Genomic DNA, 22,634 nt, shown 5'->3' with positions numbered 1-22,634 from the left:
CCATGTAAGCTATCTAGCTGGGCCATTCTCGAGAAAAGAAAAGCCAAGTTTCTTTAATTTTGAGGAAGAAACTTTTTTGTTTCCTCCATGTAAACTTGGTTTATTAGCATCCCATTGAATGGAAGGAAGATGGGCTGATTGCAGTAATTGCTCATAAAAAAGCTTTCGGGGAATATGAAAATCGTTACAGAGATTAAAAATTCCGTGCAATTTATTTTGCAAAGCAAAATCTAATGCTCGGACAATATCTGTGAGATGAATTACATTAGTCAATTGATTTCCCGTCCCTGGAAATGAATATTGGTGCATTCTAATAACGCGATCAGTAATCCACCGACCAGGTCCGTAGATTTCGCCAAGTCTAAATATTGTGACATTAACAGAGCTAGGAGCCTTCAAAAAAAATTGTTCTGTTTGGCTCAAGCAATAACTTTGTTCATTAAGAGGATTAAGTAACGTGGTTTCATCAACCCAGTTTCCTTGAAAATCTCCATAAACAGAAGTACTTCCAGTATAAATTATTTGCTTTAGAGAAGGAGTTTGGGGTAATAACTCAATAATGCGCCGTGCTGTTTCTAAGTAAGTATTCTGATAATCTCTTGAAGAGGCAGCGGCAACAGAAACTAATAAAATGTCTTGATTAGCTAGAAAAGGAAGAATGTTATCATCTGTTAATTGATGGACTTGATGAGCAAAAGTTTGAAGAAAGTTGATTTTTTCTATCTGCCGTGTGGTAACAGTTAAAAAATGAGATTGATTTTTCCAGAAAACTGCGGCAGCTTGACCAACATATCCACATCCTAAAATTCCGATTCTCACATGGATTCTGCCATTTCTAGTAAGCCAAGCTTTACAAAACTTGCTTTCAGTTCTTGATTTTCAGGTTTATCAAAAGCCCCTGTCGTTGCTAGCCATGAGATATAATTTTTTGGAATTTTATTTAAGGGCTGCCCTTGGTGTTTGCCAAAAGGCATATGTTGGATAGCTCTTGGGCGATTTAATAAATCAAATACATCTTGAATTTCTAAATCATCAACCATTGAGCGAAAAACTCTTTCTAAAACAATCACGTCATCTAATGCCCTGTGCGCATTGTTAGCAGTTATTCCATAAATTTCTCTTAAAAACTGTAATGTATGCCGAGGGAGATCTGATCGGTACCGTCGTGCCCATTTTAAAGAATCAAGAAACTTCCAATGAGTTGGAAGAATAAGTTGATTCCTCTCAAATTCGTGCCGTAGAAAATGAAGGTCAAAATTGTCATTATTATGCGCGATTAAAACAACTTCACCGGCACAAAATTCGACAAATTCTGCCCCGACATCTGCAAAAGAACCTGCGTTTGCAACCATTTCATCAGTGATATGATGAATAGCGGTGGATTCTGGAGGAATCGGAAAACCAGGATGAACGAATTTCTCAAACCGTCGATTTTGAACAGGGTCATAGGCAGCAATTTCAATCACCCGATCTTTTTCGGGTTTTATGCCTGTCGTTTCTGTATCATAGTAAATCGCTCTTAAAGACATGGATTAGCTTTCATTCTCCATTTCACGTGTTTTTTCCAATATTTCATCAAGTGTTGTTTGGCCAAAACCGACAGCTTCGATAGGTGTCGCAAACATTTTACAAACTTGCTCAATTGTTTTAAGAAAAGCCAATAAGAGTTCCTCGTCGATTTTTTTGTTTGGTGTTGGGAGCATGAGTCTATAAAATACAACACCTGCAATTTCGTCCATTCCAAAACCTGGAACGTCAAGCTCTTTATTGAGAAGATGCAGAAGTCTAGCCATATCAGAAATAACTGGTTTTGCTATTTGGCAGGGAATAAACAAAAGTAATTGAAGTAGGTTTCCCTCATCAAAAATTCTCAAAAATAAAGGATACTCTTTATTTGCAATCTTAAGGATTGTATAAACCTGGTCGGTTTCGAGTTGAATATCAGCTTCGTAATGATTTCTCTGCATCGAAGTTAATAAAGCCTTTAGGCTCATTTCAATGGGAGTTGTCATATTAATTTCCTAGCCCAGGTAAAAAACTATTGGGTTTTTCGCAGGTCACAGAAGGATTATTGGTCGTCGGGACAACAGAAAATTCATTTTCTCCTGGCATACGATAACAGCTAGAAAGAATTAACAAAAGAGAGCATAAACTTAAAACGGTCGCAATTTTTTTCATCTTTACATCCAATTAAACATAAAATTGGATTGTAATTTAACTGTTTCATTAAATTCTCGCAATAGCCACTTAAGATGGCGTATAAAAAATAGGCTAGATTCAAAAAATTTTCAATTTTTAAATCTGAAATTTCATCTTAGGATAGCTTAGTCGGATTGGAAAAATAAGGGGGAATTGCAGGGCGCTTGTAATTAGTGTCGTCCCCTTCTTCCAAAAATCCGATGGTTGCGAGATGGGAAACCCCGGCTACAGATTCGCCAATTAAAAGATGCTGTCCTTTCACTTCAATCAAATAAATAGTAGATCGTGGTGTTAAGTGCCTAGTTTCTAGGACCTTAATGGAGCTGGCTTGGTTCATTTGAGTGACTTTTGATTTAGTCATGCGTTTGAGCATCCAAGAAGCCAAGAGCATAAAGCTAATTAATAGTCCTAGGATGAATAACATATTCATAAATTTTGCTTGAAAATGATCTGTTTCCGTCAACTCTGGATCTATTAAAGGATCGTGCAAGTTTTCTTCAAGAGAAATACTTTTTTGTGGTAAATGGTTTTGCGACTCTGGAGAAAAATCTATTTCACCGAGTTGTTCCCCGTATGCTGTTTCTTGCCCCTGGACAGGATGAAGAGTTGAAAAAATAAGCAAATAAAAGAAAGGGATGAGAAGATAATATTTCATAGCTATAATGGGTATCATGTTAAAAAATAACACTACATTCTCAACAGTTTTTTTCCTATGTTTTTTCGCAAAATAAAAGGAATATTTGCATTAGATATAGATGGAACTGTCACGGCAGAAACAGAAAGCATTCCTTCAGAAGTTGTTCAATTTTTTGAAGATCTTTATCAAACTGGCTGGCAATTCGTCTTTATTACGGGTAGACCTTTCCAGTGGGGAGTACGATCATTAAACGTGCTATCCTTTCCTTATGCTTTGGCGGTACAAAATGGGGCCCTTATTGTGGATATGCCTTCAAAAAAAATTCTTGCACGCAAATACTTGTCACAAAATTTGCTTCATGAAATGGAAGTTGTTTGTACAAAACATCACACAGATTTCATTATTTATACGGGATTAGAAAATAAAGATTTATGCTATTATCGATCAGACAAATTTGCTCCATCAGCTTTGAATTATATCTGGGAACGGAAAGAACATTTAAAAGAAAATTGGTCTATCATCAAAAATTTTAATGACTTACCTGTTAAAGAATTTGCCTCGCTCAAATTTTTCGCAAAAGAAAAAGAGGCCGTTTTAATCAGTCAAGATATAGAAAAAAAATTAGGTTTACATGCCCCTACTATTCGCGATCCTTTTAACGAAGAATATTTTGTTGTACAAGTCACCCATTCTGAAGCAAATAAAGGGAGCGCGCTGAAAACTTATTCTCAATTATCCCACTCGCTTTATTCCTCAATTGCAGCGGGAAATGACTTCAATGATTTATCATTACTTCAAGAAGCAACGGTTAAAGTTGCTATGTCAGATGCCCCTGACGCGTTGCTAGCAATCGCGCATATAATCGCACCTCCGGCGCATCAACAAGGAATTATTGAAGGATTAACGAAAGCGATCGATTATCTCGCAAAAATAGGTAAAATGAATAATGGTTAATAGGCCCTTTGTTACTGTTGGAGGATTGATTTTTGCTCCAGATGGAGATATTTTTTTAGTGCGGTCCAAAAAATGGAAAGACCTGTATTCATTACCGGGGGGAAAAGTAGAGTGGGGAGAAACTTGTCTTGAGGCTTTCAAAAGGGAAGTATTTGAAGAAACAGGTTTAAAAATCTGTAAAATTAAATTCGAAATGGTGCAAGAGAGCATTTTTTCAGAAGAATTTTGGGATAAAGGACATTTTGTCATGAATGATTTTGTGGCAGAACTTGATCCTAGCTCTTCTAAAGATAAAGTTCTTTTAAATGATGAGGCTTATGAATATTTATGGATAAAACCTGAACAAGCACTTAAATTGCCCCTTCACAAAGCATGTCGACTTCTCATTGAAAGATATTTGACACAACAAAAGCCCTTCAATCGCTGGGGATTCATTGGATTTAAAAATCATAAGGTTTTTTGTAAAATCGGGATTTATCCTCAGGAGAAAGCACAAGAACAAACCCTTTATTTCGATGTAAAAGCAAAAATAAATTTTAATAAATGTTCTACAAGTGATTGTATAAAAGATACTTTAGATTATACGAAACTTGCACATGTTTGTACTATGATAGCAAAAAGAGACTCTTATCAATTATTAGAAACTCTTTCTTGCGCTATTTTAGATTACTTGTTTAGTCAGTTTGATGTTCAATGGGTCCACTTGCGTATTAAAAAACCCGGCGCAATTTCTAGTGCAAATTTCGCTTTAGTTGAAATTGAGCAAGAGAGGAGTTGTTGATGGCTTGGACATTAGTGACTGGAGGGGCGAAAAGGCTTGGGTCTCACCTGTGTTATGCGCTTGCTGAACAAGGATATTCTGTCGTTGTTCATTATAATAAAAGTGAGCAAGAAGCTAAAGATGTTGTTAAGAAATGTCAAGAAATAGGGGTGGAAGCCGCTGCAATTCAAGGGGATTTTTCGAGCAACGAAGCTATCCTGGACTTTACTAAACGGTACTTACTCGAGTTTAAAGAAACAACAAATTTAATTAATAATGTAGGAAATTATTTTGTTCGATCTGGATTGCAAACGCCTTTATCAGATTGGATGGCCCTTTTTCAAATAAACTTACACGCTCCATTTATTCTTATCCAAAAATTGATCCCATCTTTGTTAGAATCTAAAGGTCAAATTATTAATTTAGGGGTAAGCGGTTTGTACGAAAACCCTGCTGGAATTTATTCAACAGCCTATCGTATGACTAAATCGTGTTTGTGGATGTTAACAAAATCTTTGTCGGTTGAATTGGCTTCTAAAGGAGTGAGAGTTAATATGGTTTCCCCGGGTCAAACGAATCTTTCCGTAGACTTGCAACATCAAAAGCATAAATTACCAATGAATAGGCCTTGTGAGTGTAGAGAAATTAGTCGAGTCATCACTTTCCTTCTTCATCCCGATAGCGTTTATATCACAGGTCAAAATATTGAAATAGCCGGAGGAAGTTAAATTCATGTATGACCAAGACAACGATTTTTCTAATCGAATGAAGCTTTTCATTGAAAATGCTATTATGGTAGGCCGTTTCTATCAAAGTTCGCAAACGGGCTATCTTCATTATTATCATGGGATGCCCATTCCGGCTACACATCAAACAATTCCAATTTATGAAAATGTTTTATTTGTTTTAGCTTTATTGAGATCACGATTGATTGAAAATATTCATGAAGCGAAACAGTTATTACAAAATATTTTAGCATTTCAATCACAAGTGTCGGAGGAATCTTAAGGTAATTTTCCTATTTATTTACATCAGTATCCTATTTGCCATCATAGTGAAACTGGAATTTCGTTAATAGCTCCCTTTTATTGGATCTTAAAAAATTTCGGACATGTTTTAGGGCAAGAATTGAAATTTGATTTAGAAAACTCCTTATCTCGTTTAATTGACTATGGTAAAACTGTACATCAAAAAAATCCTTTCCCTTATTCCATTGCCGTAAGATTAGCTGCAGGATTAATGGCCGTTGGAAAATTATTGAATCGACAAGATTGGCAAGAAGAGGGAATTGATTTATGGAAACAACTTGCTCGCCCATCTATCAGTTGGTATGCAACAACTTATTTATCTGATCTGTTGATTTCTCATCAGATGGTGGTAGGTCAAGAAATTAAAGACTGGGAATTATTTTGGACTTATCTCAAACAAACATGGAATTCGCAGTTGTGTTGTTATACAGGTCCTCATGTGAGAGAATGGCAAAACAAAGATGAGCCTTTAAATTATTTTTATAATCTTATCATGAAATGCTGGTTTTCTCTTGAATTTCCTCGCTTTAAATCGCATGAAATAATTCATTTAGAAGCCGTTTTAATCCACAGTCCGTTTTCAGAAGATTTAAAATTAATCCAGAATGACTCTTTTTATCAACTAGATGGAGTTTATAAAGGTCAAAAATGGTTATTAAATAAAGCTTATGAACACACTTGGGTAGCTCTCGAAAAGAAAGTATCTGCTGGTTTGATGGGAGAAAAAACATTTACTCCATTTTGCTTTTTTACTGGCCAAAACTTCCTCCATACTTTTGTTTGTCAAGGAGGAAGATTTTCTCAGTTAGAATTTAAAATGTTATCTTCTCATTCTTTGGAGTTTTTATTTCATTTTAATGATGCAGGGGATAAAGAAGATCGGGACAAAACGAGAGATATTTGTTTTTATTGGAATGATCATGCCGAGTGGCAAGTTCGAGTCAATAATCAGCAATCTAATACTTTTGAGCTTGGCCAAACTATCCAATGGAGTTGTCAATCTCGCCCAGCTTTTACGATGGTATTTGAGCTTTTGGAGGGGAAAGGGCAATTTTTAGGACATTTAGCAAAAGGAAATCGACCTTCACAATTTAAATTAATTAGTGAAGAAAAGCATTGCCAAGCTTACGACCGTATCTTATTTATTCGTACAATTAGACGGACAGGCCCTTCCACATTGAGAGCAGTTTTGCATTTTTCTCAAAGTTAAGCTATGGATTTTAAAGTTCGAAGTTATTTTTTATCTTTGATAATCATCTGTATTCTTTCAACTCTAACAAGCTGTTGCCCCTCTTCTAGTGCTTACAGAGAGTTGTACTCCCATTTACGTCAATATAAAAAAACACGTGTGCCAATGAGGGAAGAGAATTATTTTTTGATTATTTTAGTCAATGCACGTCATTTAGATTATACGGATACCCGTTCATTTTTTCATACAGTGGCCAAGCATCCCCGTGATGCCACTAAAAATGGAGATTTGGGACATGCTTGGATCTATTTACAAGGAAATATCAATGGAAGAATAGTCGTTATTGAAGGAGGACATTCTGGAGAAAGAGGAATGACAGATGTTCGTTATTTTGATGGCATCATGAATTATAATGATTGGGGATATGTAAATCCCACTTTAGAACAAAGGAAACATCCTTGTTATGAACCCAATCCTGTTAAATATTTATGGGCAACTTTAAACGATGGTTATTTTCAACAAGGAACAGGAGGGCATAGACCCACCTACGCTGCAAAAATTTCATTAACTAAACAACAATTCAATGCAATTATTCAAGCCATCAAAATCGATGCTTATCCTTATCACCATTATTCATTGACGCAACAGCAATGTTCAAATTTTGTTTCGAAAATAAGTGAACTAGCCGGTTTAAAATTAGAATCAGAAATTGCTATGCCTATTTATCCCTCTGTCTGGTATAGAGGGCAAATGGTCCGGCTTTGGGAAGATCCTCAATATTCAGTAATCAAACTTGCAACACCTGATATCCTTGAAAAATCACTAATGAAGGCTGTACAAAAAGGTAATGCAGAATATGCTTTAGATTGGTACTTAAACAATAAATCACATAACTAAAACTTTAATCATCAAAAAATAGTAATTAATCGGATTAGTTATTCACCTTTAATTTTTGAATATTTTTAGTTTCAATAATACTTTGATTTAAAAATATTTTATTTAAATTTCTTTCTATTACATATAGTCCGAATGAAATTTTTCGAAAGAAAAATTTCATTCGTTGAAAGCATATTTTTCATTAAAAAAATTAAACTTCTTGTTCTGCTTCTTTTAAAGTTGGGCTATCCATTCCTACTCCCATCGCATGAAGGCCGTAATCTACATAAATTGTAGATCCAGTAATTGCACAGGCTAAATCTGATCCTAAAAAAGCCGCAACATTTGCCACTTCACAAGCTTTAAGCTCTTCTTGAAGGGGAGCATTCACTTGAGAATAATTAATCATACGATCAATAAAACCAATTGCTCTAGCTGCACGACTTCGTAGGGGGCCAGCCGAAATGGTATTTACGCGAATATTCCATTTTCTGCCGGCTTCCCAGGCTAAAGTCCTGGTATCACTCTCTAAAGCCGCTTTCGCAGAGCTCATACCGCCTCCATAGCCTGGAATAATTTTTTCTGAGGCGAGGTAAGTCAGAGTTAAGGCTGACCCTTGAGAATTGAGATAAGGTCCAAGATGAGACAATAAACTCACAAATGAATAAGAGGAAGAGCTAAGAGCTGCTAGATATCCTTTTCGGCTTGTTTCTAATAAGGGTTTTTGTACTTCAGGTGCGTTGGCAAGGGAATGGACGAAAATATCTATCTTTCCAAAATCCTTTCCAATTGCTTCGCAGACCTCAGAAATGGTATAGCCTCCAACACCCTTATATCTTTTGTTCTCCCTAATTTCTTCTGGAACATCTTCGGGTTTATCAAAAGAAGCATCTAGGGGATAAATTTTAGCAAAAGTAAGTAAAGATCCATTAGGTAAACGGCGTGAAGCATCAAATTTTCCCGCCTGCAAGCTAGAAGTAAAAATCTTCAAAATAGGAGTCCAAGTTCCGATAATGATTTCCGCTCCTGCTTCGGCAAGGGCTTTAGCAATGGCCCATCCAAAGCCTTGATCATCTCCTACTCCAGCAATAAAAGCTTTTTTTCCCTTTAAATTGATTTGCATTTGAGAAACTCCTTATTATAGAAAATTTTAAGTGGGCTCCATTGTAAGATTTTACTTATAAGTTTGTCGAAGTTTTTTTTAGAGCTACAAAGGTGTTTATCGAATTATTTATTCTTTAATGTTTTGAATAAAAAAAACACTTCTAATAATTAATTTTAAATTTCGGATTCTATTAAATTTTTAATAAAAGTTTTGTAAATTGATATTTATTAAAAATAAAGCTAGCTTGATAAATTACCTCGATTTTTTCATTAAACGATTTTTCTTTGATTCAATATCAAAAATATAAAGTTTAAAAATTTATTGCTATTTAGTGACTACTTATAAGTCGCCTAAAATTTTTATTGGAGTTTATGTAAATACGAATGAAATTTGTTATCCTGATGCTTGTATATGAGCAAATTGGTTAAATATGATTGCTAGTCAATTCCATCAACTTGGACATATTGTTCAGAGAAAAAATAAATTTTTTTTATAAAATTTCTTTTAAAGATAAACTAGCATTAAGCATTTCATTTGGTAGGGTACACGAGTTTGATTCGCTATGCGTTTAAATATTGTTGAAATCATTTCTAGATGGCATGAAGAAAAGCAGGTTATCTCTTAAAATTAATGCTGATGAAGTCTCTGTGAGGAACTTACTGGCCTAAAAGATTCAAAATTAATTTTTTTCTTAAGCAAATAATGATTTTTCTCATTGCTTGCATATTTCAGCATAAAACGTTATTATACATGCTAAATTTTGTTTTATCCCCTTAAAAATCAAAGATTTTATTGCTTATTGAAAAAACAACTTAAAAAATGACCAATAGCTATTTTCAAAATGGTAGGCACAATAGTTACTTTACTTATTCAACACAAGCATGAGAGATAGAGAAATGCGTTTGAGAGTTTTTTTTATTCGTTTGAGTTTAATTTTTTTAATGGTAATGGCTGTTTACGGTTTAGGGAGAGTTTATTTTTATTTAACAGGAGGATTCACTCTAGCAAATATCACCTCAAATTTTTCTTTTAATCCTCAATGGGAAGTAAAATCCTTTCCTGCAGAAGAACAAATCCAATTTTTACCGATCTTTGATCAACCCTATCATTATCTGGGTAAAGGATGCCAGTCGTATGTTTTTTTAAGTGAAGATGGACGATATGTCATTAAATTTTTTAAATATCAAAGATTTCGCTTACAGCCTTGGCTTCTTTATGCACCTCCGCTTCCTGCAATCATCCAATATCGAAAGGAAAAAGAAAAGAAGAAGTGGGACAAATTGGATGGTTTTGTTAAAAGTTGGAAAGTTGCTTTTGAAAATTTAAAAAAAGAAACTGGACTTATCTTTGTCCATCTCAATAAAACTGAAAATCTGCAAAAGCAACTCGTTATTTATGATAAAATTGGTAGAAGGCATCAAATAGATCTTGATCAAATGGAATTTTGCGTACAGCGTCGAGCTACTATGCTTTGTGATAAATTATTAGAATTTAAATCACAAAAACAAGATCAACAAGCAAAACTTTTAATTGTCAACCTTTTAAAATTGATTTTATCAGAATATCATCGAGGGCTAGCAGATAATGATCATGCTCTCATGCAAAATACTGGTGTTGTCAATGAAATGCCCATACATATTGATGTTGGACAGTTTGTAAAAAATGAAGTAATTAAAGATCCTACTGTTTATCATCAGGAATTATTTACGAAAACTTACAAATTTAAAATTTGGCTAAACGAAAATTATCCTGAACTTGCCTCTTTTTTAGAAGCTCAGCTAAAAGAAATTATTGGTCCCGCTTACTGGACAATGCAGCCTAAGTTTCGACTCAAATAGCCTTTAAAGCAAAGCAATAAAATCGAATTAATCTCCTTACTTTCAAGGCAATTTTTGTTGAACATGACTTCCTTTCCTTAATTTTCCTTTGAGCGGCTGCTGCTTGTTTTAAATTCATTTCTTCAAGTTAATTGATTGAATTTTTTTCCTTATGCAAATTAAACTCGAAATAAGTATAACTTTTTTCCATTTGGAGATAGCTTACTTTGATTTTAACTCTGCTAAGGCTTGGCCAAAGCTGTTAGACTAGCTAAAAGAGTAGCTGCGGATTGGCTAAAAGAGAATTTTTAGGGTTTTAAAAACGATATGATTGGCCTTATAGCAAATATATTCAACGTAAATTGCCCATTTAACAAGAGATTTAAGATAATGAGCAATAACTGCGTTACCTCCTTTAAATTTTTTTAAATTTTACCAATTGCTAAAGTCGACTTAACTGGATCCCAAAATGAAATAAAAGAAAATTCATGAGGAAGTAGACTTGTTAATAACCCCCTCACAAATCTTCCAATCAAAAGTATTGACTGCTGTGTAAACAATTTAAATTTATACTTCTTTAGAGCATCTAGCATTGGTTGGGAAAATCCCTTAATTGCTAATTCGTTTGATTCTCTATACTTTTCTAGAGCGATTGCTTTCATCATTTCAGCTATTTGGCATTACGCATAAAATTTAAAAATGACTACGCAGCATCCAAGCAGCTTTTTCATGAGCCCTTAAGCGTTGAATTAATAAATCAGCTGTTCCTTCATCGCCAAGTTCAGAAGATTGATCAATTCTTTCTCTTAAGTGACCGCAAATAGACTCGTGGTCTTTTAAAAGCTTTTGGAGCATATCATCTCCACCCAAATCTCCATCAGATTCTTTTAATGAGGTCATTTCTAAAAATTGTTTCAAACTCCCAGGTGCCTGTTCACCTAGCATACGAATGCGTTCGGCAAGCTCATCTGTTGCTTCAGCAAGTTCTTTATATTGCTTTTCTAAAAAATTATGCAAAGCATAAAAACGAGAATCGATAAGGTTCCAATGAAAATTTTGAGTTTTTACATATAACACATAGGTATCAGACAATATCAAACTTAAAAACTGAGCAATTTGCTGTCTGACACTTTGATCTAAATTGAGATTAATAGTCATAAATACTCCTTATTTGTTTAATTAATTTTTGGAGCAAAAGGAAAATCAATTTGAGGATCTGTAATATGATTAAAATAATTAGTAAAAATATTCAAAACAACAACTAGAATAATTTCCACAATTTCTTGATCTGAAATGCCAGCGGATTTTAGTTTCTCTATATCTTGATCTGAAACTTGAGCTCGTCTTTCCACAATAGTTTTGGCAAAAGTTAAAATGGCTTCTGTTTTTTTATCTTGAGAATGCCCTAGTCGTGATTCTAAAATATCTTTCTCTTGTAGACCGGCTAATTTAGCACTCACAGTATGTGCTGATAAGCAATATTGACAATCATTTGTTTGACCTACCACTAAAGCAAGTTGTTCTCGTAGTTTAGGACTTAAGCTTGTCTGAGATGCTGCTTCACTTAATCCTAAATACCCTTTTAAGGCTGCTTCAGAATTTCCCATATTTTGGAAAATATTCAGAACGCGACCCATTTTTTTTTCTAAACCACTGTAAATTTGGGTAATGTTTTGATTAGCTTCTTCTTTTGTAATAGGGCTGATTCGAGTCATTTTATACCTCTGATTAAAAATAGATGGACATGTTTAAAAAATACAATTATTGAGTAGATTCTAATTCTGCTTCATCATTAATTCCGCGGCTGAAAAAACCGCCTTCAGCGAGATCAATCAACGTTTCATCAAAGCGAGTTTCTTCATCTAAAGAGTATTGTAAAGTATCCGCAATTTCTTTAAAGTCGATTTGCTCGGTAGAAAAGTTACTTAGATGTCTAGCAAGGGCTCGTGCGGAGCCATAACTTGCGATTTCATAGTGCTTTATTTTTTGGCAAAGAATAATTAAATAAACATCTTTTAATGAAGAGGGAGTAGGAAAACGAGTGATAATTTCTTCGACCTCATTTATTAGCTCCCGCATAGATTTACAAATCCTTTCTGAGGTATTTGCATTCAAAGATTCTAAAATAAACTGAAGCCTTTTCTTTTGATTTTGAGTTTCATTAAGATGTGTTGTTAAGGCTGATTTTAATTCAGGATGTAGAGACTCTTTGATCATTTTAGGTAATAAGGCGATAAGTTGATTTTCAACATCAAAGAGGTCTCTTAATACAGTCGTAAAGACTTCAAATAAAGAATTTCTCATGACTCTCTCCTTATCAAGGATTGGAGTTTATCATCCTAATATTTAAATGATTAAAAAAAATATTTAAATAATTTATATGCTTATTATTCCTATACTAATTGAATGAGGGGATTGAGGCAATAAAATCCCCTTAAAAAGCTTAAAATTTTTTTATACAAAGTTTGTATTTTTTAGAAAAAAGGATTTTTAATAGGCAAAATGCAATGAATTTTAAAAATATAGAAGAAGCTACTAAAGGCTTTGGGAATGGATACAGAGCTATTCTCTTTATAAATAATCTAATATAATGCCAGTTTAACGTAAGAAAACCTCAAAAATATTCTAGGAGCTTAGCAGCTTCGATTTCTGTATTTGAAAAGAACGTCGAGGTTGGAATGGATTCAAGCAATAATTAGCAAGACCTGCCATCAGATTGCTAAGAAAGTTCCATCGATTTCGGTGCCGATGATGTTCTATCTGACAGCTACTTTTTAACAGATTGTTCACACTTTCAATCATAGCCCTCTTTTTTAGCATGAGTTTATCCACTAACGTGATCAATTTATTTTTCATCTTCTTCTTTACTTTTGTGAAAAGATGAATTCCCTTTTGCATTAAAGTATTAGTCAGTTTTACTGAAATATACCCTCAATGTTTCGAAAGAGTAGTGTAATGCAGATAATGCATTTTTGAATCATGCCTTCCAAGATGTATTAAACCTAATAAGCACTATGTTCTGCTGATGGATCAATTTGATGAGTATCTTCTTCTGCATGCTTTAGCGCCTTATTTTACAACCATACCTAAGACCTAAACCATAAAGAGCTTTCTTTCCCCTCTCGCCTATTTGGTTATTGATGAGATAGAGTGTTTCAAGAACAGTATTGGAAGCCAGAGCCTGAGCAAAAGCTTCCATTCCCTTATCGCTGATGTGGTTTCTGTTAAGGTAGAGTGACTCAATAGTCGCATTGGAAATAAGGTAATAAGCAATTGCTTCTGCTCTCTTATCTCTTATTTGGTTATAACTGAGATCAATTTCCATTGAGATGCTCTTCTAAGAGAGATATTCGCTGATTTTGGAGGCACTATACGAACAATTTTATACTTGTAAACACCAAAAATACTCTTAAATAAAGCGCCATTTTACCAAGAATAAGGAGAACAAATGAAGAGGGCTTCAAAAAAGTAGAAAATATTAAAAAAAATAGATAAAAGTGGGGCTCATTCTTACGTTTATAGAATTTTTGCCAGAATTTTAGGCTATTTCAATCCCAAGAGAAGACGAAACTAAATTTGATTATTTGCTCGCCAATTCTACCAATATGCGTCTTTAAGCCAATTACGGCTTTAAAATTTCAAATATACAAAAGATATAGGATTTAAATTTTAATGATAAGACAGTTGGTTATTTGGATCTCCAACTAAATGTTTATCCAGCAAACCAGATAAGTTAGCTAGCATCCTTAAACCCTCTCACGGATAAATTTGTTTTTTTAAGAGATAACTTAAATCCTTTTGTTGATTTAGGATTCAAATTCTGAACTTATCTCATCAGTGGCTGTATCAGTAGTTACATCATTAAATGCATTAATTTTTTCTAAATCTTCTACAGGGACAAAAGCACCTACGGTTTTTCCATTACGAGTAATCAAAAATCTCTCGCCTTTATATTTTGCTAAATTAACACATTCTGACAAGTTTTGGCGGAATTTCACGAAGCTCATTACTTTTGCTTTTTCCATATCATTAACCTATATATTTTTTAAATAATTTTAACTATTTATTAGATAACACGTTTATGACTATAAAATATAGTAAATAATTGCATTGATAAATAGGTCATCATATTACAAATGATATAAATTATATTTAGTTATAGGATAACGATTTAATTAATCAGAGTAGTGTACACATTTAGCAATCTCTAAAAAATAGTCCTAAGTTCCGATAACGCATTATTATCGGTAGTTAGAAAAAATAGAAAAATAGACAATGAAAAAAACAAAGTGTTAGCAAAATTTAGGTCGGTAGATATGGTCAATATGGAAAATCAGTTAGCAATACAAAAAATTGAAAATTTCGAAGTTGGCGAATATCTTGATTTGGTCAAAACAGCAAAAGAATATGCGACTTTTGCAAGGTCGTTTAATACTAACAAATCTTATCGATCTGACTGGGACGATTTTGTTTTTTGGTGTCAGGAAAAAAATTTAAGACCATTACCAGCTTTGCCTCAAACGATTGTCGTCTATTTGATTAGTCGAGCTGATAACGCATGGATCAATCAAAAAGGGAAATTACAAAAACCTCTCAAAATTTCTAGTTTAAGCCGAAGACTTACCTCTATTAGCCAAGCTCACAAATTAGCTAAACAGCCTTTCGACAAAAATTGTCCTGAAATACAAGAAGTTTGGAAAGGAATAAAAAATAAGTTAGGATCTGCCCAAATCCGTAAAGACCCGATTTTACTAGATGATTTACGCAAGATGATTGAATCAATTAATAATGACAATAGTAAAGCAAATTCGTTGTCAGGAATGCGTGACAAGGCTTTATTGTTACTGGGATTTGTAGGCGCATTTCGAAGATCAGAATTAGTTTCTTTAACGATTGATGACATTAAATTTGTCAGAGAAGGCTTGCAAATTACGCTTAGGAAATCGAAAACCGACCAAGAAGGGAAGGAGAGAATCATTGCTATTCCTTATGGATCAAACATTCTCACTTGCCCTGTCAGAACCTTAAATGATTGGCTTGATTGTTCTAAAATTAGCGAAGGGCTATTATTTCGACCGATCAATCGGCATGGTCAAATCATGGATAAAGCTCTAACTTCCAAATCCGTTGCATTGATTATTAAGCGGAACAAACATTTAGAAAATCAGAAAAATTCATTTTCAGGGCATAGCTTACGAGCTGGATTTGCTACAACTGCTGCCATCTTTGGTGTTCCTGAGCATCTGATCATGAAGCAAACAGGCCATAAAAGCTTTGATACCATTAGAAGGTATATTTGATTGGGAAACATGTGGACGGAAAATGCCGCCACTAAAATTGGTTTATAAGTTTAATTTCCATCCTATAATATATTTTATAGCGAATATTTCTCTTAGAGAAGCGCCTTGTTGAAAGTCGATCAACTTTAATGAAATTTTATTCTTATATCTACTATCTTTTTAGGACAAAGTACTCTTTTATTTTCGACGCCCGGTTTCTAGTTTTATTGTTAGATTGGGTAAAGCTGCTAAAGTTTTAAAACGTTCTAATCCTGCATCGGTGAGATTCTTACAGCCAATTAGATCTAGATATTGCAAAGCCGTTAAGGGTGTCAAATGGACTAATCCTGCATCGGTGAGGTTATTACAGCCAATTAGATCTAGAGATTGCAAAGCCGTTAAGAGTGTTAAATGGGCTAACCCTGCATCGGTGAATTTCTTGCACCAGCTTAGATTTAGATGCTGCAAAGCGGTTAAAGGTGCCAAATGAACTAATCCTGCATCGGTGAGGTTATTGCACTTGCTTAGATTTAGATGTTGCAAAGCCACTAAAGGTGTTAAATGCGCTAATCCTGCACCAGTAAGTTTCCAGCATTCGCTTAGATTTAGATGCAGCAAAGCTGTTAAGGGTGTCAAATGGGCTAATCCTGCATCAGTAAGGTTATAGCAATAGCTTAAATCTAGATGCTGCAAAGCTGTTAAGGGTGTTAAATGCGCCAATCCTGCATCGGTAAGTTTTCTACAGCAGCATAGATTTAGATGCTGCAAAGCTGTTAAGGGTGTCAAATGGGCTAATCCAGCATCAGTAAGGTTATAGCAACAGCTTAAATCTAGATGCTGCAAAGCTGTTAAGGGTGTTAAATGCGCCAATCCTGCATCGGTAAGGTTATAGCAATTCCTTAGATCTAGATGTTGCAAAGCCGTTAAAGATGTCAAATGCGCTAATCCTGCAACGGTGAGATTCTCGCAATCGCTTAAACCTAGATGCTGCAAACCCACTAAAGGTGTCAAATGGACTAATCCTGAATCGGTGAGATTCCAGCATCCGCTTAGATCTAGATGCTGCAAAGCCGTTAAGGTTGTCAAATGGGCTAACCCTGCATCAGTGAGATTTTCGCAATCGCTTAAACCTAGATGCTGCAAAGCCGTTAAGGGTGTCAAATGGGCTAACCCTGCATCAGTGACATCCCGACATTTCTTAAAATAAAGAACTTTTACATTTTTACAATCTTTTAATGCTAAAAGGTGAGCATTTGTTAAATGAGTATTCTCCAAAAAATTGAGTGCTTCTATCTTATTTGACAAATGATTTATAATTCTTTCAAACTCCGATAACTGAATGGTCTGGTTTAATAAGGCGCTCACAACGGTGAACTCTAAATAATTCCTCAAAATATTTAATTGATAGCGATGTGCAAAATTTAAAAGTTCTTTTAATTCGACTAAGCTCTCTTCAGTGGAGTTAAAGGATTCAAATCTCTGAGATTTATATCCATCTATTAGCTGTTCTTCTAAATTTTTCACCACTTCTGTCAGTCCATAATAATCGGCGAATTGAATAGAAGAAGAGATCTCTTCCAAGGAAATTTCAAACTTAGGATTCGTTAGGCAATTAAGCAAAAGCGTAAAGTCTTTTTGTGTCAAAGCCAAAGGATGTTGCAGGGTTTCTTGAAATTGCCCCGACCACAGATTGTTAAAGTAGTGTGATTTTTCCTTTAACAAAGCTAGCTGAGAATGAGAAATAGTTAGAGAAGTTCCCTCTTGAAAGCTTAGTTGAACTTGTTCAGATGAAGGTGAAAGAGCAGGAGTTGGAATCGTTGGTGCATTAGTTTCTTCTAGATTAGGTAAAGGATTGTCTAAGGGAGTATTTTCATTCTCAAGTTGATCATTAATGTCTTGAGGGGGATAGTAAGATGGAATCGCTGTATTGGCAAGAAGACTAGGGTTAAACCCAAAATTAGAAATATTCAAAATGACCATCCAAGTAAGTGAAATAAATTTTAATTTATAGATGTTTTAACAATATGATGGATAGATAAAAATTATTGCAATATTAATAAGTTAAAATAGGCAGCCACATTTAAAGAGAAAGTTTCATTTTATCAATAAAGAACTATTAAAAACTAAATAAGGATCAATATGGTTCAAACATAAACTCCTTAGTTTTTGATTTGAAAGTGCCTTAAGCCTACGAGATGATAGGATTAGGAAATAAGCAACTTATAAAATCTCTGATACAATTAAAGGGCATATTTGATCAGGAAATATGTGGACGAAAATTGCCGCTAATAAAATTGGTCTGTAAGCTCAATTTCCATCCTATAATACATCTTATCGTGGATATTTTTCTTAAAGAAACGTCTCGTTGAGAGTCGATAAACTTTAATGAAATTTTATCCTTTATTTTCTTAGGACAAAGTACTCTTTTATTTTCGGCGCTAGAATTCCTGCTTTTTTATTAAGGTTTTTTTACCTAACAATTTCTAAATTGAGTGAAGTTGCTAAAGTTTTAAAATGGTCTAATCCTTCATCAGTAAGTTGATAGCAACCATTCAGATTTAGATGCTGCAAACCCGTTAAGAGTTTCAAATGGACTAATCCTGCATCAGTGAGATTCCAGCAATGGCTTAGATCTAGATACTGCAAACCGTTATCAGCTCTAAATGTTGTAAAGCAATTAAGGGTGTTAAATGCGCTAACCCTGCAAACCTGTTAAAGTTGTCAAATAGGCTAATCCATCCTTAGTGAGATTCTCACAATAGCTCAAATCTAAACGCTGTAAAATCGTTAAGGTTGTCAAATGGGCTAATCCCTTATCAGTGAGTTTCTTACAAGAGCTTAAATCTAGATGCTGCAAAGACGTTAAGGGTGTTAAATGCGCTAATCCATCATCGGTGAGATCCCAACATTTCTCTAAATGAAGTATTTTTAAATTTTTACAACCTTTTAATGCTAAAAGATGGGCATCTGTTAAATAAGTATTCTCCGAAAAATTGAGTGCTTCTATCTCATTTGAGAAGTGCTTTAAAATTTTTTCAAATTCCGTTAACAGAGAAGTCTGGTTTAATAATTCGCTCACAACGGTGAATTCTAAATAATTCTTCAATGTATTTAATTGACAGCGATGTGCAAAATTTAAAAGTTCTTTTAATTCGATTAAGCTCTCTTCAGTGGAATTAAAGGGTTCAAATTTCTGTATTTTTTGTACCCATCTATCAGCTGTTTTCCTAAATTCTTCGCCACTTCTGTCAATTACCTTTGGTGTTCTTGGGTAAAGCAAAACATAGGAAAAAATGCTTCAGAGGTGAGTTGAACAAAAGTTGAGTACCCAACAAGATGAAGGAATAAATATTTTAAAGTTGTTTTTACAGGGTTTAAGTAAAAGTGCTTAAATGTTCTGTCATTGGAACGATGAAAGAGAAGCAAAATAGTTAGCACTTCACTTAAGGATGTTCTAAAAGTTTTTTTGCGGATTTTTATTTTCGTCTACTCAATTTATTTTTGGGAACACATTTGGTGAAATTGATTAGAAAAATTATCAACAAGACAAAACAGTTTGATCATCTCTATCTCATTCATTTTGGCCTTTTTCCTTAGTTTTTGTTCTGGAAAACAAAATCTTCTAACAGAAAAGAGGCCTTTTTTCAACAAAGATCCTTCAGAATATAGCCCGAAGATAGCTTACGTTAAACTGGCGTTAATATAATGTGTTGCCGTTTACAGGATTGGAAAAAGAGTGTACTTTGGGCTTTTTGGATTTAGCGATTCTTTTACCCATTTCTTCTATTGTCAACTCTGCCTGGCTAGATTGTTTTACTACAGGAATTTTTTTAGATTTTTTTAGGGCCAAAAGTTTTTGCTTAAAATTGTTTGGATTATCCATTTGATACCTAAAAAGAAAGAGAGATCTACTTTCAATTATACAAATTACAATTTATTGGGGAATAAAAAAACAAATAAGTCATCCTCAGTTACATTGTATTTGAGCTGAATGTAATATTTTGAGGAAATTAGAAAAGCTGTAAGGAAAAACAGGAAGCAAGTAAATAGGGAATTTTTATTTCAAATAATCTTCATATCATAGCGAAGCAAGCTTAACCTTTTTAAACTTTTGAGATAAATCATGCAAAAAATTCAAAATAGCTGGAAAACCCACTTAAATCAGATCAATTTTAAATTATCTTTTAAAATCAGTTTAGCTGCTTTAACCAGTTTATATGTTTGCCATGAGTTAGATCGATATATTAAACATCCTGATATTTTTACAAGCGGGCTATGGTGTGTCATCGCCTCTATTTTCGCTTCGTTGCCCACTTTAGGAGGGACATATAAAGCAATTTGGAATCGATTTTTTGGAGTCTTAGTGGGATCAGCGATAGGGGCTTTTTTCGCCTCTCAATGGGGAGCTCATCCTTTTGTTTTAGGAATGGCTGTTTTTACTACCTCGATAATCAGTTTTTTATGCGGGTTAAAAGAGAGCTATCGAATGGCTTGTTTATCAGTGGCAGTTATTATCATTCCTTGGGGAATGCATCCTACCCTGAGTCCTTGGGCTTATGCTTTTTACCGTTTTTTAGATACTTGCATTGGATTGGGGGTAGCGGTCTTTATTGCTAAAGCTGTTTGGCCATCACAAGCATTCACAGTTATGCAAAAACAAATGTCAGATGTTCTCAATCAAATTAGACAAGCTTATGAATACATTGTAGTTTCGGCTGATCATTTAAATAAAAGTGATGCAATTTTAAAAAGTCTTTTAAACGATGTTGACCAAACATTTAACCAAATTCATGTAAATTTGGAAGAATCAAAAATTGAATTATTTGTTGGATTTTCTCCTGTTACTCTTTGGGTGGACTTGTTAAGAGCTTTGGAGAGACTTTGGGGAAATGTAAAAGATTTAAAAAAAGTTTTTAATTCTGTATTGGAAGAGATTTTTGATGAAGAATTAAAAAGAGAAGTTTGTCATTTGAATGAACAAATTGATTTCATATTGAAAGATTTGTCGGAGAATTTGAAAACAGGCGATACGCAGTATAACTATTCTCAAATTCCCTTATTACAAGAGGCGTTGAACAACCAACTTGTTCGTTTTAGAGAAACAAAAAACACAAAAAAATACAGTCTTGATCGAGTGGAGACTTATTTTGTTTTTTTCTATAATTTGAAATCGATTTTGGATGAATTGCAACAATTACAAATGATTATTCATCAAGGTGTTAACAAAAGCAACCATGATTAGCTTCTCATGGCCTTATTAACATTAGGTTGAAAATCCAAAAATACTTTTAAACCAGGACTTCTTTTTCGGTTTAGCTTTACCTTCCAAAACATCGATTGCTTCAGAAATTGCCTCTTCTTTTGCTTGCCTATTTTTAGGTGCTTCAAAAGGAGAAAAATCCTGAAGATTTAACTGATTGCTATTGACTATTTTCTGATTATCAAGCTTGAGTTTTTCTTTGTCAAATATGTATATATGGAGCTTTTAATTTTTTTAAAGTAAAAATTTTAAAAGCTCCCTATACTTTTTTTATAAATTAATATTAAAAATCTTGAATATCTTGAGGAGGAGTAACTAGGATAGCAAAGCCTGTCCCTTCCCTTAAAATTTTGATATAAGGTGAAGAAGAAATATCCGGTCCTTGAAATTCCAACGTTTTATTTTCTAAATCCACTAAAGTTACTTTCCATTTGCCAAGAGGATAATTAAAAATTCGTTTTTCTCCCCACTTAAGATCTAAGCGTTTTGTGTGGGGTTCAGGAACTATTTCTATTTTTGATTGTGTGAAAGAAGTTTCAATTTCCATCCATCCAGATTCTTTTCCTCCTATATCCACAGTGTTTTTTATTGTTGTTGCTCTGATAACGGCTCGATCATCTTGGTCGCTGACAAGGTAAGGTCCACTGCGCCTTCCGGCTCCTCTGACTTCTCTTACTTTGGTTGTCCCTGGCTCAATATTCCAGCCCGTATCTGCATAAAGCGTAAACTGATAATCTTTTTTGTCCTCATTTCCTGCATCCGAACACGAAGATAGAAAATCAATTTGTGACTTTATTTTTTCAATTTTTTTTGAAACATCCAGCGTATAGTCTAAGGTAATAGTGCCTGGTGAAGTTGGGAGTGCACCAATTGTTAATCGAAAAACATTTTGAACTTTTTGTGGCATCTTTAACCATGTTGTTTTCCAGGGAATATTTAATTCACCTTCAACATAAGTAAAAGTATGAGAAGCTAAAGTAGGAAATACTGTGTTAAATGGAACGTGAAATTCTAATTTTTGTCCTGTGACTATGCAAGGAGAAAAAGTTTGTTTATGAAAAGTAAGCTGAGGTTGGTAACCGGGCTCAGCTGCATGTTCAAAATTGCCTTTAATATTAATATATATGGGGCGAGAATCACCTGGTAATCTTTGAATATACGATGGGGTGTAAGAAGTAACTTGAGGGCGGTCATTATGAAAGGGGAGTGTATTAGCAATCGTTTGCGCCTGACTGGCAATCTCTTGCATGGTACGTTTATTTTTTTGTTCTAGATCCAAAACCAAATTTTTTATATCGTTTATTTGGTTTGCAAGAGTTTGATCAACTCGATCTAAAGTTTGATTCATTACCTCAGCATAAGCCACTTGTGTTTTCTCAATTGTTTTTCTAACCTGAAAGCCTGCCTCCATCTCTAGAGCCAAACCCGCATTTTTAGCTCGATCAATGGATTGATCAACGCGATTAAACAATTGATTTAATAGGGCGCCTGTTCCTGCTCCAAGAATGGGATCCATAATTCATATCCTCC

The 22,634-nt window shown here is 34.2% G+C and carries 25 protein-coding genes and 1 pseudogene; 9 read left to right on the top strand and 17 right to left on the bottom strand.

All coding sequences use genetic code 11. The features are described 5' to 3' along the window. Positions 1-9 precede the first annotated feature (9 nt). The 5 genes from PC_RS05600 to PC_RS05585 form a co-directional block, all read right to left on the bottom strand. A complete protein-coding gene (locus PC_RS05600) occupies positions 10-819 on the bottom strand; it encodes an SDR family oxidoreductase (protein WP_011175712.1) in 810 nt (269 codons plus the stop codon). Then, complete coding sequence (locus tag PC_RS05595) at positions 816-1,529, bottom strand: putative quorum-sensing-regulated virulence factor (RefSeq protein WP_042279310.1); 714 nt, start codon at positions 1,527-1,529, stop codon at positions 816-818. The genes PC_RS05600 and PC_RS05595 overlap by 4 nt, the downstream gene beginning before the upstream one ends. 3 nt (positions 1,530-1,532) lie before the next feature. After that, the gene (locus tag PC_RS05590) at positions 1,533-2,012 is read right to left on the bottom strand and encodes a YbjN domain-containing protein (RefSeq protein ID WP_011175710.1); all 480 of its coding nucleotides are present in this window, start codon (positions 2,010-2,012) and stop codon (positions 1,533-1,535) included. Between the two features lies 1 nt (position 2,013). Further along, on the bottom strand, positions 2,014-2,178 hold the full coding sequence (locus PC_RS11245) for a hypothetical protein (RefSeq protein ID WP_155117172.1): 165 nt from the start codon (positions 2,176-2,178) through the stop codon (positions 2,014-2,016). Between the two features lie 136 nt (positions 2,179-2,314). Continuing rightward, positions 2,315-2,854: a FliO/MopB family protein gene (locus PC_RS05585; RefSeq protein ID WP_181679070.1), complete on the bottom strand. Its 540-nt coding sequence runs from the start codon at positions 2,852-2,854 to the stop codon at positions 2,315-2,317. A gap of 57 nt (positions 2,855-2,911) precedes the next feature. On the opposite strand from PC_RS05585, the gene PC_RS05580 reads away from it, so the two are divergent. From PC_RS05580 to PC_RS05555, 6 genes are all read left to right on the top strand, one after another. Further along, positions 2,912-3,790 carry an HAD-IIB family hydrolase gene (locus PC_RS05580; RefSeq protein ID WP_011175708.1) on the top strand — a complete coding sequence of 293 codons (879 nt, stop codon included), beginning with the start codon at positions 2,912-2,914 and terminating at the stop codon, positions 3,788-3,790. Further along, positions 3,783-4,571 (top strand): dihydroneopterin aldolase, encoded by a 789-nt coding sequence (locus tag PC_RS05575; RefSeq protein WP_011175707.1) that lies wholly within the window; start codon positions 3,783-3,785, stop codon positions 4,569-4,571. Before PC_RS05580 ends, PC_RS05575 begins: the two co-directional genes overlap by 8 nt. Then, complete coding sequence (locus tag PC_RS05570; RefSeq protein WP_011175706.1) at positions 4,571-5,278, top strand: SDR family NAD(P)-dependent oxidoreductase; 708 nt, start codon at positions 4,571-4,573, stop codon at positions 5,276-5,278. Before PC_RS05575 ends, PC_RS05570 begins: the two co-directional genes overlap by 1 nt. A gap of 4 nt (positions 5,279-5,282) precedes the next feature. Beyond that, positions 5,283-5,558 carry a hypothetical protein gene (locus PC_RS05565; RefSeq protein WP_011175705.1) on the top strand — a complete coding sequence of 92 codons (276 nt, stop codon included), beginning with the start codon at positions 5,283-5,285 and terminating at the stop codon, positions 5,556-5,558. 120 nt (positions 5,559-5,678) lie between these two features. Beyond that, a complete protein-coding gene (locus PC_RS05560) occupies positions 5,679-6,788 on the top strand; it encodes a hypothetical protein (protein ID WP_011175704.1) in 1,110 nt (369 codons plus the stop codon). Positions 6,789-6,791: 3 nt separating this feature from the next. After that, on the top strand, positions 6,792-7,664 hold the full coding sequence (locus tag PC_RS05555; protein ID WP_011175703.1) for a hypothetical protein: 873 nt from the start codon (positions 6,792-6,794) through the stop codon (positions 7,662-7,664). A 190-nt stretch (positions 7,665-7,854) separates the two neighbouring features. Here the strand turns inward: PC_RS05555 and PC_RS05550 are convergent, their stop codons facing one another. Continuing rightward, a complete protein-coding gene (locus PC_RS05550) occupies positions 7,855-8,766 on the bottom strand; it encodes an enoyl-[acyl-carrier-protein] reductase (protein WP_011175702.1) in 912 nt (303 codons plus the stop codon). A gap of 878 nt (positions 8,767-9,644) precedes the next feature. Between PC_RS05550 and PC_RS05545 the strand changes: the two genes are divergently transcribed. After that, a complete protein-coding gene (locus tag PC_RS05545; protein WP_044045460.1) occupies positions 9,645-10,586 on the top strand; it encodes a hypothetical protein in 942 nt (313 codons plus the stop codon). 404 nt (positions 10,587-10,990) lie between these two features. Here the strand turns inward: PC_RS05545 and PC_RS05540 are convergent, their stop codons facing one another. The 7 genes from PC_RS05540 to PC_RS05510 all read right to left on the bottom strand — a co-directional run bounded on the left by PC_RS05540 (position 10,991) and on the right by PC_RS05510 (position 14,590). Continuing rightward, positions 10,991-11,230, bottom strand: coding sequence for a hypothetical protein (locus PC_RS05540; protein WP_011175700.1), 240 nt, complete (start codon positions 11,228-11,230; stop codon positions 10,991-10,993). A 28-nt stretch (positions 11,231-11,258) separates the two neighbouring features. Beyond that, positions 11,259-11,723, bottom strand: coding sequence for a Dps family protein (locus PC_RS05535; protein ID WP_011175699.1), 465 nt, complete (start codon positions 11,721-11,723; stop codon positions 11,259-11,261). Positions 11,724-11,740: 17 nt separating this feature from the next. Continuing rightward, complete coding sequence (locus PC_RS05530; protein WP_011175698.1) at positions 11,741-12,280, bottom strand: carboxymuconolactone decarboxylase family protein; 540 nt, start codon at positions 12,278-12,280, stop codon at positions 11,741-11,743. Positions 12,281-12,326: 46 nt separating this feature from the next. Continuing rightward, positions 12,327-12,869: a ferritin-like domain-containing protein gene (locus tag PC_RS05525; protein WP_011175697.1), complete on the bottom strand. Its 543-nt coding sequence runs from the start codon at positions 12,867-12,869 to the stop codon at positions 12,327-12,329. A 321-nt stretch (positions 12,870-13,190) separates the two neighbouring features. Beyond that, a complete protein-coding gene (locus tag PC_RS05520) occupies positions 13,191-13,490 on the bottom strand; it encodes a transposase (RefSeq protein WP_052278661.1) in 300 nt (99 codons plus the stop codon). Positions 13,491-13,626: 136 nt separating this feature from the next. Then, positions 13,627-13,890, bottom strand: coding sequence for a hypothetical protein (locus PC_RS05515; RefSeq protein WP_011175695.1), 264 nt, complete (start codon positions 13,888-13,890; stop codon positions 13,627-13,629). 481 nt (positions 13,891-14,371) lie between these two features. Then, a complete protein-coding gene (locus PC_RS05510; protein ID WP_011175694.1) occupies positions 14,372-14,590 on the bottom strand; it encodes a type II toxin-antitoxin system Phd/YefM family antitoxin in 219 nt (72 codons plus the stop codon). A 291-nt stretch (positions 14,591-14,881) separates the two neighbouring features. On the opposite strand from PC_RS05510, the gene PC_RS05505 reads away from it, so the two are divergent. Continuing rightward, on the top strand, positions 14,882-15,865 hold the full coding sequence (locus PC_RS05505; RefSeq protein WP_232086063.1) for a tyrosine-type recombinase/integrase: 984 nt from the start codon (positions 14,882-14,884) through the stop codon (positions 15,863-15,865). Positions 15,866-16,042: 177 nt separating this feature from the next. Here the strand turns inward: PC_RS05505 and PC_RS09955 are convergent, their stop codons facing one another. From PC_RS09955 to PC_RS11230, 3 genes and pseudogenes are all read right to left on the bottom strand, one after another. Next, positions 16,043-17,815 carry a leucine-rich repeat domain-containing protein gene (locus tag PC_RS09955; protein ID WP_011175692.1) on the bottom strand — a complete coding sequence of 591 codons (1,773 nt, stop codon included), beginning with the start codon at positions 17,813-17,815 and terminating at the stop codon, positions 16,043-16,045. Positions 17,816-18,322: 507 nt separating this feature from the next. After that, a pseudogene (locus PC_RS11235) lies at positions 18,323-19,096 on the bottom strand (leucine-rich repeat domain-containing protein); the annotation flags it as partial. Between the two features lie 445 nt (positions 19,097-19,541). Continuing rightward, positions 19,542-19,727, bottom strand: a complete 186-nt coding sequence (locus PC_RS11230) for a hypothetical protein (RefSeq protein ID WP_011175689.1) — start codon at positions 19,725-19,727, stop codon at positions 19,542-19,544. 240 nt (positions 19,728-19,967) lie between these two features. On the opposite strand from PC_RS11230, the gene PC_RS05490 reads away from it, so the two are divergent. After that, positions 19,968-21,086: an FUSC family protein gene (locus PC_RS05490; protein ID WP_011175688.1), complete on the top strand. Its 1,119-nt coding sequence runs from the start codon at positions 19,968-19,970 to the stop codon at positions 21,084-21,086. Positions 21,087-21,387: 301 nt separating this feature from the next. On the opposite strand, the gene PC_RS05485 is transcribed toward PC_RS05490, so the two are convergent. Further along, a complete protein-coding gene (locus PC_RS05485; RefSeq protein ID WP_011175687.1) occupies positions 21,388-22,620 on the bottom strand; it encodes a hypothetical protein in 1,233 nt (410 codons plus the stop codon). Positions 22,621-22,634: the final 14 nt, after the last annotated feature.

This window comes from Candidatus Protochlamydia amoebophila UWE25 (genome assembly GCF_000011565.2).
GTDB classification, from domain to species: Bacteria; Chlamydiota; Chlamydiia; order Chlamydiales; family Parachlamydiaceae; genus Protochlamydia; species Protochlamydia amoebophila.
This window is presented reverse-complemented; position numbering and strand designations above follow the sequence as displayed.

Bases quoted from the DNA above. Each gene is read 5' to 3' on its own strand.
- PC_RS05595 (WP_042279310.1), bottom strand. From the start codon at position 1,529: ATGTCTTTAAGAGCGATTTACTATGATACAGAAACGACAGGCATAAAA.
- PC_RS05590 (WP_011175710.1), bottom strand. From the start codon at position 2,012: ATGACAACTCCCATTGAAATGAGCCTAAAGGCTTTATTAACTTCGATG.
- PC_RS11245 (WP_155117172.1), bottom strand. From the start codon at position 2,178: ATGAAAAAAATTGCGACCGTTTTAAGTTTATGCTCTCTTTTGTTAATT.
- PC_RS05585 (WP_181679070.1), bottom strand. From the start codon at position 2,854: ATGAAATATTATCTTCTCATCCCTTTCTTTTATTTGCTTATTTTTTCA.
- PC_RS05580 (WP_011175708.1), top strand. From the start codon at position 2,912: ATGTTTTTTCGCAAAATAAAAGGAATATTTGCATTAGATATAGATGGA.
- PC_RS05575 (WP_011175707.1), top strand. From the start codon at position 3,783: ATGGTTAATAGGCCCTTTGTTACTGTTGGAGGATTGATTTTTGCTCCA.
- PC_RS05570 (WP_011175706.1), top strand. From the start codon at position 4,571: ATGGCTTGGACATTAGTGACTGGAGGGGCGAAAAGGCTTGGGTCTCAC.
- PC_RS05565 (WP_011175705.1), top strand. From the start codon at position 5,283: ATGTATGACCAAGACAACGATTTTTCTAATCGAATGAAGCTTTTCATT.
- PC_RS05555 (WP_011175703.1), top strand. From the start codon at position 6,792: ATGGATTTTAAAGTTCGAAGTTATTTTTTATCTTTGATAATCATCTGT.
- PC_RS05550 (WP_011175702.1), bottom strand. From the start codon at position 8,766: ATGCAAATCAATTTAAAGGGAAAAAAAGCTTTTATTGCTGGAGTAGGA.
- PC_RS05545 (WP_044045460.1), top strand. From the start codon at position 9,645: ATGCGTTTGAGAGTTTTTTTTATTCGTTTGAGTTTAATTTTTTTAATG.
- PC_RS05540 (WP_011175700.1), bottom strand. From the start codon at position 11,230: ATGATGAAAGCAATCGCTCTAGAAAAGTATAGAGAATCAAACGAATTA.
- PC_RS05535 (WP_011175699.1), bottom strand. From the start codon at position 11,723: ATGACTATTAATCTCAATTTAGATCAAAGTGTCAGACAGCAAATTGCT.
- PC_RS05530 (WP_011175698.1), bottom strand. From the start codon at position 12,280: ATGACTCGAATCAGCCCTATTACAAAAGAAGAAGCTAATCAAAACATT.
- PC_RS05525 (WP_011175697.1), bottom strand. From the start codon at position 12,869: ATGAGAAATTCTTTATTTGAAGTCTTTACGACTGTATTAAGAGACCTC.
- PC_RS05515 (WP_011175695.1), bottom strand. From the start codon at position 13,890: ATGGAAATTGATCTCAGTTATAACCAAATAAGAGATAAGAGAGCAGAA.
- PC_RS05510 (WP_011175694.1), bottom strand. From the start codon at position 14,590: ATGGAAAAAGCAAAAGTAATGAGCTTCGTGAAATTCCGCCAAAACTTG.
- PC_RS05505 (WP_232086063.1), top strand. From the start codon at position 14,882: ATGGTCAATATGGAAAATCAGTTAGCAATACAAAAAATTGAAAATTTC.
- PC_RS11230 (WP_011175689.1), bottom strand. From the start codon at position 19,727: ATGGATAATCCAAACAATTTTAAGCAAAAACTTTTGGCCCTAAAAAAA.
- PC_RS05490 (WP_011175688.1), top strand. From the start codon at position 19,968: ATGCAAAAAATTCAAAATAGCTGGAAAACCCACTTAAATCAGATCAAT.
- PC_RS05485 (WP_011175687.1), bottom strand. From the start codon at position 22,620: ATGGATCCCATTCTTGGAGCAGGAACAGGCGCCCTATTAAATCAATTG.